The following is a 15532-nucleotide window of genomic DNA, read 5'->3' as shown; positions in this document are numbered from 1 at the left end:
GCGAGGCACCGAACGACAGGGGTAGAAGCGCTTTGGTTACTTTGGCGCTTTTCCAAAGTGACCCGCTGTAAGAGCGGAACCAATAGCCGCCATGACCGCAGCAACGGATATGTACCCCCTCAAAATCGGCCTTACCCTGCACAGCACCAGCCCCGGCGGGGAACTAGTTCAAAACGCCCCCTAGCAAGGCATCGAGATAGGTCTTCGCCGCGCAGGCATTCACAAAACGGGCAGCGGCATCGATGCGTGCCTGACGGTTTGCATCACGAGACAACGTCAGTTCCACGGTGATCGCCCGGGCCAGTGCGTCAGGGTCGTCGACCGCCACCAGCGGGGCGATCGCGCCATTGTCGAGAATCTCTTGCGGGCCATAGGGGCAGTGGGTCGATACCACCGGGGTGCCCGTGGAGAGGGCCTCGACCAGCGCGTTGGGGCTGCCCTCGAAACGCGACGACAGCACAAAGCAATCGGCCGCTGCCACTTCCGCCAATGGATCGCTGGTATAGCCTGGCAGATCGAAGCGGTCGGCCACGCCGAGGGCGACGGCCTGTTTGAGCAACTCGTTTCTGAGCGCGCCTTCGCCGAAAATGATCAATCGAACTCTGGGATCGGCTAATCGGGCAAAGGCATCGAGCAACACGTCAAAGCCTTTTTGCTGGGCCAGGCGCCCTACGGCAACAATCACCGGGGCGGTTTTTTTCAGCAGCCAGCGGTGGTTCGGACGTCCCGGCGCCTTGTCACGAAAGTCGTTGTCGAGCACCGGGTTATCAGCAATGGTGACATCCTGCGGGCGCGTGATGGTGGTGTCGACCAGGTCCTGGGCGACACCGCGCGAGACGCAGATCACCGGATTGGGGATGAGTCGATACAGCAGCGGCGCCAACAGATACGCGGTGCGCACCGTCAACGCAGGATTGACGTGTTTGTCATGGGAAAACGCATTGCGTTCGCTGACATGCAGGCGCGCCAGCGTACCGGACAACATGGCCGCGGCGATGGCCACCACGTTGACGTGGGTGAGGGCAGCCAGTAGCGCGTCAAAGCGATTGTGGCGAAGAAAGCGTGCCAGCGCCGGCACTGCCCTGGAGCTGCGCGCACTGTGCAATTCCACCTGTTTGACCCGGGGGTCGAGGCACGCCGAATTCACACCTGCGCCGGTGAGCATCAACAAGGTGACGTCATTGCCTGCGTCAGCCAGCGCACTGGCTAGGCGCACCATCATTTTTTCGGCGCCGCCCCCGCGCAAGTCCTGCAGGATAATCAGCAGCCTTTTCATTGGTTCCATATCCGGTAGTACGCCTGCGCGGCGTATTGACTGGTGTACTGTCGGACGGCTTCAACGGCAACTTCCCCGCTTGGCGCAGCACGGCGTTGCGAGGTCACGCTGCGCAGCATCCCTTCGGCCAGCGCCGCTGCATCATTGACCTTGACCAGATCACCGAGGCGGCCGTTATCAAGCAGTTCCCTGGGCCCGGTTTCACAGTCGCAGGCCAACACAGGGGTGCCCAGCGCCAGAGCTTCGATCAGGACGGTTGGCAAGCCCTCATGAAACGAACTCAGGATCAGCAGCCTTGCCTGCCTGATCAATGGGTAGGGATTGCTCAGGAAACCGGTGAAATGCACACGGTCTTCGATGCCCAGGCGGCGGGCCTGTGAGGTCAGTTCGGCGAGTTGCGGGCCATCGCCGATGATCACCAGATCCGGCAGCGCAGCGCTGCGCAAGGCCATGGCATAGGCGTCGAGCAGCAGGTGGAAACCCTTCGGTTCCACCAGCCGGCCCACCGCTAACCAGAACTCGGTCGGCAACCCCGTGAGCATGGGCATCTGTGCGGCACTGAGCAGTTGTTCGGTGACCACTGCATTGGGGCAATAACGGATGCGCTCACGACCCCAGGGCACCAACTCAGCGAGGGACTGACGCAAGCTGTTGGACACCGCCACTACCCGACCGTTGCCACAGAGGTACAACGCATAGAGCAGACGCAGAATGGCGGGGCTGATTTTTTGTTCGCTGCAATCGAGTGCCGCGTGACGGCTATAGATGACCTTGCATGGACTACCCAAGGTGGCAAACCAGGCGCAGAGGTTGGCCTGTTCCTTGGCGGCGATGAGGTGGGTCACCCGTTCATGCCGGATAATCCGGCGCAGCAATACGATGGACTTGAACAGGCCGACGATTCCATTGCCGCCGCCATTGAGCGTGGCAGCGCCTTCATCGTCCGGCGTGTCTCCGTTCATGACGAAATAACGGACACGCTGGCCATCCTTGAGAAACTGTCTGGCCAGGCGTTGCTGGACACGCTCCAGACCACCATCGGGCTTGAAGTCCTTGAGGATGAACAGGATATGCATGGGTCAGTGCTCAGTGATCAATGCCGGGTGCTCAGGGGAAAGTGATATTGATGGTCACTTTGCGCCGAACGATCATCACCCATAGATGAACAAAGTTGGTCGGATAGTCGACCAGGTAGCGCTTGATGGTGTGCGGTTCGCGGTACATCCGATAGAACGCGCGCAGATGCAAGCGGTTGATCAGCTCAGGGTAGTAATGATGAGTGGCCGTTGCCTCTTGGCGAATGAAGCCACCACAGGTGAATGCAACACCGGTGAAGCCGGCACGCAGGGCATCCTGCTCGAACTGCTCTTGAAGCCCGGCGCCCAGGCCTACGATCAGAATGTTTGCTTCGCTACGGCAGATGTCTGCATGAATGCACGCGGCCTGCGGTGCGTTGAAATAGCCGTTGTGATGACCGGCGATCGTCAACGCCGGGTAGCGCGCCTTGATCTTGTCGAGGAACAGGTCCAGTTCGGCTTGCCGGGCACCGACAAAATACACGCGCTTGCCTTGTTGTTCGGCGCAGCTGAAGACAGCGTCGGCGATGGACGTGAAGTCGAAGCTGACCCGGCCGATCGTCCGGCCGGTGATGCGCGACATGAAGGTCGACATCAGCATGCCGTCGCAAAAATAGGCGATGGAAGTCGGGTGTCGGTCGAACAGACTGCCGACGGACGCAAAATTGATGAAGGAAAACGCTTTGTTGGCGTCCAGCAGATTCGGTGCGTAATGCCCGATTAATTCCAGGTCGATCATTGGCTGACTCCTAATAAATGTCCTTCGAGAACAACGTAAAAGGGGTCTTGACCAGAATCTTGATATCCAGCCACAGCGACCATTGATTGATATATTTGAGATCCTGGGCGACGCGCTCCTGCATTTTTTCCAGCGTCTGGGTTTCACCTCGATGCCCGGTGATCTGGGCCAACCCGGTGATACCCGGCTTGAGGCGATGACGGGCCATGTAGGCGCGGACCTTGCCGGTGTAGTAAATGTTGTGCGTGACCGCGTGCGGTCGCGGGCCGACCAGGGCCATTTCGCCGCTGAGCACGTTGAATAGCTGCGGTAACTCGTCGATGGAACTACGGCGCAAAAAACGCCCAAGCGGGGTGATGCGGTCATCCTCGCGGGTGGCCTGACGGACTTCGTTGTCGTCGTGCACACGCATCGTCCGGAACTTCCAGACCTTGATCACCTCCGCGTTACAACCGTAGCGATTTTGTTTGAACAACACCGGGCCGGGCGAGGAAAGCTTGATGGCTGCCGCCACGATCAGCAACAAGGGGCTGAGCACAATAATGCCCACGGCGGCCAGGCTGCGTTCGAACAGCTCTTTGCAGAGCAGGCTGCCGGGGTGCGAACTGATCAGGCTTTCATTGAGGTAGATGGCCGGCATTCGCTCTATTTCCGAGATCGAATGATTGAGTAGCACCATGCTGCCGAAATCCGGGATCCAGACCACGTCGACATTCACGTCCAGAAGATCGATGTACAGCGCTTCGATGATGGCGGCTTGTGCCATGGGCAAAACGATATAGACGCGGCGTACGTGCAGGCGGGTGATGATTTCGCGAACCTCGTCGATGCGCCCCAGCAGCGGCAGAATGCTCGGGGCCGGGCCGGTGTGGTCGGCGGTTGCGATAAAACCCAGCAGCGGTACGCGATTGCGCCTGGACAGTTTTCTCGCCAGCGAATGGGCGGTTGGACACGTCCCGATGATCACCGCGCGGCGCTCGTTGCAGAGCTTGTGCGAATGCAGTCGGGCCAGGTAATGCAGGGGCAAGAAGCTCGCTGCCTGGATCAGGTAACCCAATACGGCCCAGACGATGATCACCTGCCGCGAGAAAATCACGCTGGTCTGGGTGACGAAGGCAATGCTGATCAGCACGGCCAGCAAGATCATCCAGGCCGCCAGCAGCCGAGCGAGCCCTGACAACCACTCATGACGCTTGTGGTAAACCTGCATCACGCTGTAGATCGGTACTGAACCGAGAACGGTGAGAATCATCAGAACACGGTATTCACTGGTCAGGCTGCCGACTCGTCCGTACACGAGCAACATCAGTAGCAGGTTGACCAGGCTGAGTGCACACACCCATTGGCCCCAGAAGGTCAGACCTCGGCGGTGCGTCATTTGAGCGGTGTATAGCGATGTCATCGGCTCAACCTCCGGGCATGGATTGGACATCGGCGCCGAATGCTGCACGCCCTCGTTCCCGCACGCTGGAATAGCTCGACTGGGATGAAGCAACTTTTGATGAGGTTGGAAGGAGGCTACTGCACAGGCAGACGCCAGCGCTTACCTGGACATGTAGTCGTAGTTCTGGAACGTATCGGAATGGCTGTAGCCGTGTTTGCGAGCCTTGCTCAAATCAACCTGGTTAAGCACCACACCGAACACCGGGGCATGGCTCTGCTGCAGTATCGCAAGGCACTTCTGCACCTGGCTGACCGGAGTGCTTTCGGCCTTGATCACATAGATCACCGCGTCCGAATGCTTGGCCAGCAACAGCGCATCGCTGACCATCTGCGCAGGCGGTGAGTCGATGATGATGCGTTGGTACCGCGACTTCAGCGCCTCAAGCATGGGGGCCAGGCGCGGCGAGCTGAGCAGATCCAGCGGTGGCGGCGACAGCTTCCCGGCCGGCAACATGTCGAGATTGCCGACAGTCCGGATGCAGTCCTCGAGTCGCGAAGTGCCCGCGAGGACATTGGCCAATCCGGGGCTGTCTGCCGGGAAATCGAAGTTGAGCGACAGGCTGGGTTTGCGCATGTCAGCGTCGATCAACAGGACACGCTCGAGCATTGTGAGCGAGTACGCCAGGTTGTTGGCGATGGTGCTTTTGCCTTCTTCGGCCATGGTCGAGGCAACGAGTACCACCTGTGATGGCATGTCGCCGCCGTGCAACATCAACCAGGTGCGCAAGTTGCGAATGGTCTCGCAAAAACGCGGATGGTCGTTGTCGTCGAACAGTCGCGCCAGTTGCCGGCGGCTTTTCTTCGTGACCAGCGGCACGACGCTGAGCAGGGGAACGTCTAGCGTGTTTTCGATCGCTTCGTCGGTCTTGAACGTTTTGTTCAGGGTTTCGGACAGCAATGCCAGCGCTACACCGATCAGTGCCGCCACGACGGCGACAATCGCCAGAATCAGTGTTTTACGAGGCTTGCTCGGTTCCAGAGGAGTAATCGCAGGGTCGACGATGCGCGCCTTGGTGGAGTCCATGTCTGAGGTGGCTGCAGTTTCTTTCAAACGGGTGATAAAGGTCTCATACAGCGCGCGGCTGCTGTCGACTTCACGCTGGAACTCACGCAGTTGAAACTCCTTGCGCGAAATATCCTGTAGCTGCGCCTTGTTGCTGTTGAAGGATTTGCGCAGTGAGTTTTCATTGGCTTGTGATAGCTGATATTCACGCTCGATACCGGCAACCACCTGCTGAACCTGCAAGCGCAAACTGTCGGTAGCCGTCCGCAACTCGGCACGGGCGGCAGCAAGGGTCGGATGTTTTGGACCGTAGCGCCCGGACAGCTCCTCGACCTTGGCTTGGGCCTTGGCCTGTTGCGCCTGGAATTTCTGCACCAAAGGGTTACTCAAGACAGCCGGCACACTGGACAGCTTGCTCAGGTTGCCATTGCTCAGGGCCTGTACCTGGCGGAACTGGCTCTCGGCTTCTGCCAGATTACGACGGGCATCGATCATGCGATTGCCGGTCAATTCCAGTTCATTGGCGCTGATGGTGGCGACACCACCGACGTCGACCAGGCCTTGTGCTTCCCGGTAAGCCTGAAGTTTGTTTTCGGCACTGCGCAGGTTATTGCGCAGCTCGATCAGGCGTGAATTCATCCAGCTGGTGTTGGTCTGCGAGGACTTCAGGCTGTTGTCGAACTGACTATCGATGAAGCCTTGGGCAATGGCATTGGCGGTAGCGGCCGCCAAACCAGGTTCGGGCAGCTCCACTTCTATTTTGATCAGCTGGCTCTTGCCGACGAACTTGACGCTGGTGTGCCGCATGAGGTTCTGCGTGACTTGATTGAAGATATCGGCTTCGGAGGGCATCACCTGCACGGGGGCCAAACGGCCCAGTACTGGCAGCCATTGACCAAGCTCTAGCGTTGCCAACCATTTGCGCGGCGCAAACCATGACTCCGGTTGTTGGCGTGGATCGGTTACCGGATGGGTGGTGAGGTTCAGCTTTTTGACCGCACGTTCGGCCAGGTCCCGCGATTGCAAGAGCGCCAGTTGCGTCTGCAAGTAATCGACGGTACCGGAGCTCGAATCCGTTACTTGCTGGAAGGACAACAGCGGTGGCGTTTTTTCTTTGATCAGGAGAGTGGTGCTGCCGATGTATTGCGGGGGAATGAATGACAGCGTGGCCATCGCCAGCGCACAGCCGAGCAGTATCAACCAGCCGATTTTCCAATGGGCGCGCCAGATCACCCTCCAGTATTTGAGCAGGTCAATGGTGTCCTTTTCCTCGCTGTACTGCTGATGCTGCGGCACATGCGGCTGGAGCGGACGTTCGACGTATAGGCTTGGGCTGTTGTCCATGATTAGAAAAAGCCTTGTGCGATGGAAATGGTGTCACCGGGGGCGATGGCGGTGCTGCGCGTGACCGTATCGGTCAGTGGTGGGGAGCCATCGCCGCGTACGATGGTCACCCGCTTGATCGAGGCTCGTTCGGTCAGGCCGCCACCCAGGGCGATGGCTTTCTCCAGCGTCAGCCCGGGCTCGAATGGATAGCTGCCGGGTTTCTTCACCTCTCCGTTGATGTAGAACGAGCGATAGGTAATCAGGTTGAGGCTGACCTTGGGGTCGACCAGGTAACCTTGCTTGAGCCCGTCAACAATGAGCTTTTCCACCTGATTGGGGGTGAGCCCCTTGGCGGCAATCTCACCCAGAAATGGATAGGAAAACATTCCGGCATCGTTGAGACGGATTTTCTCGAAGCTCAGGTCCCGCTCACCGAAGACCGTGATGCGCAATACATCGCCGGCTGCCAGTTTGTACTGGGCGCCGGGGTCTGCTGCAAAAGTCACGGGCAACAGCCACGGCACGAACAACAAGCCAAGCATTCGCGAGTTCATGGAGAAAACCTCTTAGAGACTTACGTTGAAGCTGAGCAAGAAGATGTTGCGTTCGAAACTCTGATTGTCGGCATCGGAATCATCGTTGCGGTAGCGATAGCCCAGCTCGATATCCAGCCAGCGGCGCATTGCGTATTCCACGGCGAGGTTGTAGTCACGAAGGTCATCGGTACGGTCCTGGCCCTCGTACTCGTAGCGGGACAGCCCGACTTCGGCCACCGTGGTGATGCGATCGGTCCAGCCATGACGCCATCCGACCAGCGCCGAGGTGGTCTTGACGGCATCAGCACCGTCGTCGCCCTCGGCCATCGCTTGGCGGGCAACGAAGGAGAAGGTCGAATAGGTGCGTGGTTTCCAGCGCAGATCCACTTGCCAGGTCGGGTTGCTGAGGTCATCGACATCGCTGTCGTCGAAGTTCTTGCGCTCATAACCCACACGAACTTTGCCGGAGGTGCGTGCGGTGAAATCCCACTCGGCACCGGCGAGGACCGCATCGGATGTGCTGTTGAGACGGCTGTTGGACTCGTAATCAAAGACGGTGTGGTCGTATTCCAGTAATCCACGTGTATTGCTACCGATGCGGTGGTACCACGTGGTGGTCAGGCCAGTGGTATCGCGCTCTTTGTCATCGTTTATGCCGCCTGAGTTGTCGTAGCGAAGTTGGGCATAACTGGCGCCCAGATCAATCTGGTTGGCAGAGCTCCTGGCACCGTAGGTATAGAGACCGTTGACGCGGTTACTGCGAATCTTGTCATTGATGCCATCGACAGCGGTCGACGTCGTACGTTCGTATTTACGTGTTTCCGCATCAAGTTTCAGTCGATGGCGGTCGGTGAATTCCATGATGCTATTGAGGCGTAAGCGTTGCGCCGTATTCGAGGCATCCGAGTCGTCATGATAAATGTACCGGGTAGGTTGCCAGATGAGTCGGGTAGCACTGTTGCGGTCTTCAGCCTTGAGTTCGAAAGTGGGCGCCACTTTTGTCACCATCGAAGATTGCGCCCGCTCCAGTTCGCGGAAGTTGTCATCATAACTTTCTGAAAGCAGCAGGGTAGGGGTGAAGTCGAACCCATAAATATCAATGGACTGGGGATCAAGACTCCAGGCCGTTCCGGGACAGAAATAGATAATGATCAGTGCGAAAGGTCCACGGGACTTGAAGGTCATATCATGGCTCCTGGGGATGAATCCAATGACTATAGACCGGAAAAACAGTGGGTGAATGTGCTCGGTGTAATGCGGGGCGCTGTCAGTGTTGTTTTGTTGGATGAGGTTTATAAGTTCAAGTAGTCGTCGGCCAGTTAGAAAAAAATCAAGAAGGCGACTGGTAATAACAGGCTGGGTGTAGATGAAAATTTAATGGATGAGAAATTAACTGGTTTATGTTTTGAGTGGCGCCGCTACAGAAGAGCAAAGATTAAGTTTGTAGTCGTTCAATGTCAGTCAATGGAACACGAACTTGCTGTTCTCTATTTAGAAAGTGAAGCAGAATCATGACTCGCTCGTCACCCAACATGGTCAGGAAAATACCTTCCAGTGTCGACAGTGGTCCTCGGGTTATTTGCAGTGTTTCGCCGGGCTTGAATTGTTGGGGGGGCAGAGTTTTTGATGGCTTGAAACACCGGGTGCGCAAATGCTCGATGACGTCGTCAGGGACTATGGCCGGGCCGTGGTTGAAATCGACGATGCGGCTGACGCCGCGGGTAGAACGCAAAGGTGCCCATTTGTCATCACGGCTCAACTGAATGAAAAGATACCCCGGGAAGAGAGACTCAAGGCATTGATGGGGTTTGCCATGAATCAGGCGCTCGCTAATGATTTGCGGGCAAAATATGACGTAGTTCTGACGCAATAAATTGATTTGCGCCCGTTCGTCCTGACGCGGCTTGCACTGCAAAAGATACCAGTGGGAACGGCTAGTACTCGTCAGCATTCTGGCAAGCTCCGTCGTAGCATTGTTTAAGCATGCCTGTTCGCGCATCAGCGATGCTCTTACACTTTCAGTGAACTCTATTGAGGTCGTGGTGCCGCGACAGTGTTAAGTTTTTAAGACGGTGTATCAATAGTGAAACATGTAAGGCACGTGTAACAGTAAAGCCGAAACTCAGGTCAATAATTTGACGTGCATAACGCTTGGGCCTGGGTGGCAATCAAGCTTGTTAATGGAAAGTGTAAAGCAGGCGAGTCTGTTACTTGATGTTGTGCATGACATCGCCTTCGTCATTTGATGGCAAATGTTCTTTGCGGCGGCCAAAGCTACCGCATGGTCCGAACCTTCGGCCCTTTAAAAACAAGTCCTTTCGAGCATGACCCTTGAATGATGGGTGGCGGCAGATATCCACTAACTGCACTTTCGCCGTTATAGGCAGTGACCCTGTTAGGTATTGATCACTCCAGACGACCTGTCAAATGTCACTAGTCAAAAACATAACCTTTTGTCCAATAGTCTACTAGTAGGCTTCAACCTATTGTTTTTAAATTATTTTATTGAATCCGTACTGGTGCACGCTTTGGGCAAAAGGCAAGGGGGTTGCCCCCTATCGCTTTATCTCTCGAAGCGTGAGCACCTCTGGTTCGAATGTAATGCGCCGCTGATTTGTCAGCGACGTTTGCCGAATACCGATTTGGGTGGCTTGCCGAAAAACCGGGTAAAGGCCGCGCTGAAATTGTTGGGGAATTTGTAGCCCACTTGATAAGCCGCCTGGGCCACCTGGCAACCGCTCTCGAGCAGGGTGTAGGCCTTGCGCATGCGGATCTCGTGAAGCATGCGGTGCGGGGTGGAGTTGAAGCGGTAATGCAGGCCTTCCTTGAGTTTGAACTCATTGAGCCCGACTGCTGCGCATAGGTAGGGGATGGTCAACTGCTGGTCCATCTGCTCAATCATGATGTCCCGGGCGCGGTCGAGTTTCTCGATGTCGACCGCGCTGAACTGCAGGCTTTCAGGGCTGGCCGCGGGGCTCAGCAGTTTCAGCTGCTCGGAGAGCAGGCTCAGGGTGTGAATGTGCATGTCCAGAGTGCCGGTCACCCCTTGGTTAAGGTAGCGGGTCAGGGCAGTCGCGTGGCTGGCGCTGGCCGCCGAGGTCTTCTGGAACGCCAGTTGGCGGACGTTGCCATTGCCCAGCAACTGGCGGGTGCGCTGCTCGCCGATGTACTTGTTGAGCATGCTTTCGCCGATCAACAACCGCAGTTGGGACACCGTTGCGCCGGCTTCGTAACAGCGCTCGCCGAGGCTCAGCTGGAACGAAGTGATGGTGGTGTAGCCGGCGCGAAACGACACCGCCGAACCGTCGGCGCCTTTGTACCCGGAGTCGCCCTGCATGCCGAAGGTAATTACCAGCATATGGCGATTGTGCGGGCTGACGGTTTCCTCGATCAGGTTGCGCGTGGGGCGATAGCGCGAACGCACCACCATCAGGTCGTCATCCAGGCACAAGCGTTCGGAATAGCACTCGCCCAACTCTTCCGGCAATTGTTGGCGCATCCAGCCGCCGGTGTCGTCGCTGACCAGCCGCGAGTGCGTTGACGCGACTCGATACGACTGGGAAATCCTCTGTAAGGCCGCCACTTTTACTGTCCTCCTTGGTTGGGCTCCGGCTCGCATATGGATTGATCCAGAATCCATACGTACACACATGATAAGCATTCGCATTAATGAATAACATGTTTCCAAGTCAACTGCCATCTCCGGCTGTGGCAGTGCGCCGATTCATTGATGGGGTCAGCAATGAGCAAGCATGTTTGGAAAGCCAGCGGTTATACGCTGTTTGTTGGCTGTTGGGTGGGCGGCGCGACGACTGTAATCGCGCAGACGGAACTGCCGTCGGTGATCGTCACGGCGAACAAGATCGAGCAGCAACAGGAGCAGGTCCCGGCCAGCCTGTCGGTGCTCAGCAACGAAGACCTGCGCAAGGGCGCCATCGATGACCTGGAACGCCTGGCCCGGGTCACTCCCGGCTTCACCTTTCAGCCCTTCGGCCAGTCTGGTACCAACCTGCCGGTGGTGCGTGGCCTGACTTCCAGCCCCACGGCGTTTTCATCTTCGATGCTGATGCTGGTGGACGGCGTGCCGACCCTGATGGGGCAGGGCTTCGACCACAACCTGCTGGGGGTGGAACGCATCGAGATCCTTCGTGGGCCACAGTCGACCCTTTATGGCCGCAACGCCGAAGCCGGGGTCCTGAGCATTTATACCCGCCAACCCGGTGCCGACCCTTACGCCCGAATTGAAGCCGGTGGCGGCAGCCGCGACCAGCGCACCCTGAGCGCCGATGCCAGCACCGCACTAGTGCCGGATACTCTCTATGCCGGGGTGTCCGGGCAATGGCTGGAGCAGGACGGTTTTATCGATAACGCCTGGCGCGGCGGCCAGGCCGATGACCGCGAGCGGCACAGTGCCCGGATGGTCCTGCGCTGGACTCCGGGTTTGGCCACCGACGTCAACCTGCGTTACAGCCGCCAGGATTATCGCGACGGCGGGGCGCAGTGGGGCGCGGTGAATTCATCGCGGCGCGAAGTGCGTTCCGGCACCTCAAGCTGGAACCACTCCAGCGGCCGCAGCCTGTCCCTGGACGTGGTGCATGAGTTCGATTCGGGCCTGAAGCTGCGCTCGATCACCGCACGCAATGACTTCTACGACCGGGTCCGACAGGACACCGATTTCATGCCGGCCGACCTGTTCCACGTGGGCCGCGACTACCACATGAACACTCTGTCCCAGGAGTTCCGCCTGGAAGGCCAGTGGCGCGACAACCAATGGCTGCTCGGTGCCTACGCCGACCGTGATGATCACGACTTGTCCTATGAGCAGAAGCTGCCCCTGAGCCTGACCCGTACCGACGTGCAATTGGGCGGTAACACCACGGCGCTGTTCGGCCAATGGGTGATGCCCCTGGCCGAGCGCTGGACCCTGACGCTCGGCGCCCGGGCCGAGCAGGACAAGGTGCATCTCGACCCGGCGGTCGGCAGCCGCCAGAGCGACAAATGGCAACGCCTCACCCCCAAGGCGGCGCTGCAATACGAATGGCAGCCCGATTCCTACCTGTATGGCAGTTACGCCGAAGGTTTTCGCGCCGGTGGTTTCAACGCCTTCTCCAGTGCCGCCAATTACCCCGGCTACGACCCGGAAAAAGTCAAAACATACGAGGTCGGTGCCAAGGGCTGGCTCGACGACAAACGCCTGCGCTACTCGGCGGCGCTGTACTGGATGGACGTCCGTGACATGCAGGTGCAGCAGATCACCCAGCCCGGGGTGGTGCACATCACCAACGCCGCTTCGGCGCGTTCTACCGGGCTCGACCTGGAAGCTGAATACCAGTTCGCCGACAACTGGCGGGTGGTTACCGCCGTAGGCCTGAACCGCACTCGTTTCGAACGCTTCAGCGAAGGCAACAACGACTACCAGGGCAACCACAACCCTTACGCGCCGGACCTCACCGGCCACCTCAGCCTGCGCTATGACGCTCCCGCCGGTTGGTACGCCCAGGGCGGTGTCAGTGCCATCGGCAAGACCTATCTGGATTCGGCCAACCAGTACAGCCGTGGCGGCTACGGCCTGATCGACCTGAACGCCGGTTACGACTTCAGCCACTACGGCATTTCCGCGTACGTGAAAAACGCCGCAGACAAACGCTACGACGCCGTCGGCTACCTGAATGGCACCGCCCGGGTCTACAGCCCGCCACGGGAGATTGGCCTGCGGGTCAGCTACGAACTGTGAATGATGAAAATAATGAGTGGCGAACTATGAACGATATCAACCTGGCATCCCCCCATCCCCTGCAACCTTATTGGGACCTGACCCTGGCGGGGGTGCGCGCCGATGCCTTGCGCATCGCCCTGGACTGGAAACTGTTCAACCTGCTGCAAGTGCCGACTTCGGCCTTGGCGATTGCCCGGCAGTTACAGCTCGACCCAGCCAATACCGGTTACTGGCTGGAGGTGCTGTGGAGCATGGAACTGCTCAAACGCGACGATCGCCAGCCGCCCCATTACCGCAACACTGCGGTAGCCAGCGATTACCTGCGGGCCGACGCCGCGGATTATTGCGGTGACGCCTGGGCCTTTCGCCTGCGCGGCTTGCGGCATTTCGGCAGCCAGCTTGGCGACCAGGTGCGCACCGGCCAGCTCAGTGGCCAGGCGCCGAATATGGCGACCACCATCGACAACTGGACCATGGCGGCGCGCTTGCAGATCGCCCAGGAGCAACGGGCAGTCACCGTGGATGTGGCGTTGCGCCTGATGGCTCAAGTGCCGGAGTTCCCCGCCGTGCGGCGCATGCTCGATCTGGGCGGTGGCCCGGGGTTGGTAGCCATTGCCCTGGCCCGGGACAATCCGATGCTCACCGGCGAGGTGTTCGACTTTGCCCAGACCGTGACGGTGGCCGCGGATAACATTCGTCTGGCCGGCCTGGAGCAGCGCCTGGAGGTACGCGGTGGTGATCTGGCGAGCGATCCGATCGGTGAAGGCTACGACTTGATCTGGTGTTCCTCGGTGCTGCATTTCGTCCCGGACATGGCCGCGGCCCTGGCCAAGATTCATGCTGCATTGCGTCCGGGCGGCGTGCTGGTCAGCGCCCATGCGGAAATCCCCGCAGACCCGGAGCTCGCTCGGCGGGTCATGGCCTATTACCTGTCGATGCAGATGCAAGGACGTCAGGTGACCTGCGCCGGCGGCTTGAGCGAAGCCTTGCAGCAGGCCGGCTTCGTCAATATCGACAGTTACCCCGAAGTGGCATTCGCGATGACCCCGGTGTCAGTGCTGGTGGCGCGTCGGAGTGCCTCATGAGCCGGCAGGACGCCACCGGCGCCTGGCGTCTGCAACTGCTCTTTGGCTGGCTGAGTTTCGTGCTGGCGGTGCCGAGCATTTACCTGCTGCTCGGGTTGCCACTGGTGATGCGCGAGCACGGCTGGTCTGGCACGGACATCGGTCTGTTCCAGCTGGCCGGTTTGCCGGCGGTGTTCAAGTTCCTGCTGGCCTTACCGGTGCAGCGTTATCGCTGCGAGCGTGGGCATTACCGAACCTGGGCACTGGTGCTGTGCCTGTTGCTGGCTTTGTTGCTGGTAGTGGTCAGCCAGCAGGCGATCACGGCCCATCGCGGGTACCTGTTCGGCCTGGCCTTCGCCGCCGGGGCGCTGGCGACTTGGGCAGACATTCCGGTCAATGCCCTGGCGATCAAGTTGCTGCCACAGTCCGAGCGGATTCGTGCCGGCGGTATCCGCTCGGCGGCGCTGTTTCTCGGCGCCATTGTCGGCGCCGGAGTGATGTTGCTGGTGCAGAACCGCTGGGGTTGGCAGGCGCCGTTTCTGCTGATGGCAGCGGGTCTGTTACTGGCATTGCTGCCTTTGGTCTGGCTGCGCGAAGGCCGCGCTGAAAGTGCCACTGCCACACCGGCCAGACCTAGCCTGGCCGACTGGTCGGGCTATTTCCGCCAACCCGGTGCACGCCTGTGGACCTGGGTTTTGCTGAGCAGCTTTCCCTTTGTCGGCGCCGCCTGGCTGTACCTCAAGCCCTTACTGCTGGACCAGGGCATGGCCGCGCAGCAAGTGGCCTTGATTGCCGGCGTTGGCGGCGGCGTGGTGGGGGCCCTGGCCAGCCTGCTGGGTGGTCGCCTGGTTCAGCGACTGGGGCCGGGGCGAGCGATTCCGCTGTTTATGCTCTGGGCTTTGTTCGCCCTGCTGATGCTGACAGCAGCGGTGGGGTTGCAGGCCGGGATGGTCTGGCTGGTGGCTGCGGCGTTTGTGTTGGCCACGGCCATGGGCGCGGTGTCGACACTGGTCTTCGCCTTGATGATGTTTTTCTCCCGCGAGCATCGGCAGGCCGCCGACTACGGACTGCAAGCCAGTCTGTTCGTGCTGACGCGCCTGCTGGTGCCGATTGCCGCCGGGGTGCTGCTGGACCACAGCGGCCATGTGGGAATGCTGGCCGGTCTGTCCCTGGCGATGTTCGTGGTCTGTGCCCTGGCCTTGGCGGCCCGGCGTTCGATCGCGGTGGCCACGGCCGGTATGTGTAAAGGGGCGCCGACATGGCGGTTGGCGCCCGGTCCGGCTCGGGCTGAGGGCCATGGGCCACAGCCGCGAGCCATTCAATCGTAAGTCCGACTTGAGTAAGGATGAGTTC

The 15532-nt window shown here is 59.1% G+C and carries 12 protein-coding genes; 3 read left to right on the top strand and 9 right to left on the bottom strand.

Annotated elements, in window-relative coordinates; genetic code table 11:
- Positions 1-163: 163 nt before the first annotated feature.
- From PMI18_RS03870 to PMI18_RS03905, 9 genes are all read right to left on the bottom strand, one after another.
- Complete coding sequence (locus PMI18_RS03870; RefSeq protein ID WP_007906259.1) at positions 164-1276, bottom strand: glycosyltransferase; 1113 nt, start codon at positions 1274-1276, stop codon at positions 164-166.
- Positions 1273-2352 carry a glycosyltransferase gene (locus PMI18_RS03875; RefSeq protein ID WP_007906258.1) on the bottom strand — a complete coding sequence of 360 codons (1080 nt, stop codon included), beginning with the start codon at positions 2350-2352 and terminating at the stop codon, positions 1273-1275. The genes PMI18_RS03870 and PMI18_RS03875 overlap by 4 nt, the downstream gene beginning before the upstream one ends.
- Positions 2353-2383: 31 nt before the next feature.
- Positions 2384-3091: a WecB/TagA/CpsF family glycosyltransferase gene (locus tag PMI18_RS03880; protein ID WP_007906257.1), complete on the bottom strand. Its 708-nt coding sequence runs from the start codon at positions 3089-3091 to the stop codon at positions 2384-2386.
- 10 nt (positions 3092-3101) lie between these two features.
- Positions 3102-4493 carry an undecaprenyl-phosphate glucose phosphotransferase gene (locus tag PMI18_RS03885; protein ID WP_007906256.1) on the bottom strand — a complete coding sequence of 464 codons (1392 nt, stop codon included), beginning with the start codon at positions 4491-4493 and terminating at the stop codon, positions 3102-3104.
- Positions 4494-4634: 141 nt separating this feature from the next.
- A complete protein-coding gene (locus PMI18_RS03890; protein WP_007906255.1) occupies positions 4635-6881 on the bottom strand; it encodes a GumC family protein in 2247 nt (748 codons plus the stop codon).
- Between the two features lie 2 nt (positions 6882-6883).
- Entirely contained in the window at positions 6884-7417 is a 534-nt protein-coding gene (locus PMI18_RS03895; RefSeq protein ID WP_007906253.1) for a polysaccharide biosynthesis/export family protein, read from the bottom strand.
- A 12-nt stretch (positions 7418-7429) separates the two neighbouring features.
- A complete protein-coding gene (locus PMI18_RS03900; RefSeq protein WP_007906251.1) occupies positions 7430-8584 on the bottom strand; it encodes an outer membrane beta-barrel protein in 1155 nt (384 codons plus the stop codon).
- 250 nt (positions 8585-8834) lie between these two features.
- On the bottom strand, positions 8835-9350 hold the full coding sequence (rfaH, locus tag PMI18_RS30750; protein ID WP_007906247.1) for a transcription/translation regulatory transformer protein RfaH: 516 nt from the start codon (positions 9348-9350) through the stop codon (positions 8835-8837).
- A gap of 666 nt (positions 9351-10016) precedes the next feature.
- Positions 10017-10982 (bottom strand): helix-turn-helix domain-containing protein, encoded by a 966-nt coding sequence (locus PMI18_RS03905; protein WP_007906245.1) that lies wholly within the window; start codon positions 10980-10982, stop codon positions 10017-10019.
- A gap of 159 nt (positions 10983-11141) precedes the next feature.
- Between PMI18_RS03905 and PMI18_RS03910 the strand changes: the two genes are divergently transcribed.
- Genes PMI18_RS03910 through PMI18_RS03920 form a run of 3 tightly spaced genes read left to right on the top strand, consistent with a single transcriptional unit; the run spans position 11142 to position 15507 of the window.
- The gene (locus PMI18_RS03910; protein WP_007906234.1) at positions 11142-13133 is read left to right on the top strand and encodes a TonB-dependent receptor; all 1992 of its coding nucleotides are present in this window, start codon (positions 11142-11144) and stop codon (positions 13131-13133) included.
- A 26-nt stretch (positions 13134-13159) separates the two neighbouring features.
- Complete coding sequence (locus PMI18_RS03915) at positions 13160-14200, top strand: methyltransferase (protein WP_007906231.1); 1041 nt, start codon at positions 13160-13162, stop codon at positions 14198-14200.
- Positions 14197-15507 (top strand): MFS transporter, encoded by a 1311-nt coding sequence (locus PMI18_RS03920; RefSeq protein WP_007906229.1) that lies wholly within the window; start codon positions 14197-14199, stop codon positions 15505-15507. The genes PMI18_RS03915 and PMI18_RS03920 overlap by 4 nt, the downstream gene beginning before the upstream one ends.
- The last annotated feature ends 25 nt before the right edge of the window (positions 15508-15532 follow it).

The organism is Pseudomonas sp. GM102, from assembly GCF_000282555.1.
In the GTDB taxonomy this organism is placed as follows: Bacteria; Pseudomonadota; Gammaproteobacteria; order Pseudomonadales; family Pseudomonadaceae; genus Aquipseudomonas.
This window is presented reverse-complemented; position numbering and strand designations above follow the sequence as displayed.

Bases quoted from the DNA above. Each gene is read 5' to 3' on its own strand.
- PMI18_RS03900 (WP_007906251.1), bottom strand. From the start codon at position 8,584: ATGACCTTCAAGTCCCGTGGACCTTTCGCACTGATCATTATCTATTTC.
- PMI18_RS03920 (WP_007906229.1), top strand. From the start codon at position 14,197: ATGAGCCGGCAGGACGCCACCGGCGCCTGGCGTCTGCAACTGCTCTTT.
- PMI18_RS03895 (WP_007906253.1), bottom strand. From the start codon at position 7,417: ATGAACTCGCGAATGCTTGGCTTGTTGTTCGTGCCGTGGCTGTTGCCC.
- PMI18_RS03885 (WP_007906256.1), bottom strand. From the start codon at position 4,493: ATGACATCGCTATACACCGCTCAAATGACGCACCGCCGAGGTCTGACC.
- PMI18_RS03870 (WP_007906259.1), bottom strand. From the start codon at position 1,276: ATGAAAAGGCTGCTGATTATCCTGCAGGACTTGCGCGGGGGCGGCGCC.
- PMI18_RS03880 (WP_007906257.1), bottom strand. From the start codon at position 3,091: ATGATCGACCTGGAATTAATCGGGCATTACGCACCGAATCTGCTGGAC.
- rfaH (WP_007906247.1), bottom strand. From the start codon at position 9,350: ATGCTGACGAGTACTAGCCGTTCCCACTGGTATCTTTTGCAGTGCAAG.
- PMI18_RS03890 (WP_007906255.1), bottom strand. From the start codon at position 6,881: ATGGACAACAGCCCAAGCCTATACGTCGAACGTCCGCTCCAGCCGCAT.
- PMI18_RS03915 (WP_007906231.1), top strand. From the start codon at position 13,160: ATGAACGATATCAACCTGGCATCCCCCCATCCCCTGCAACCTTATTGG.
- PMI18_RS03910 (WP_007906234.1), top strand. From the start codon at position 11,142: ATGAGCAAGCATGTTTGGAAAGCCAGCGGTTATACGCTGTTTGTTGGC.
- PMI18_RS03875 (WP_007906258.1), bottom strand. From the start codon at position 2,352: ATGCATATCCTGTTCATCCTCAAGGACTTCAAGCCCGATGGTGGTCTG.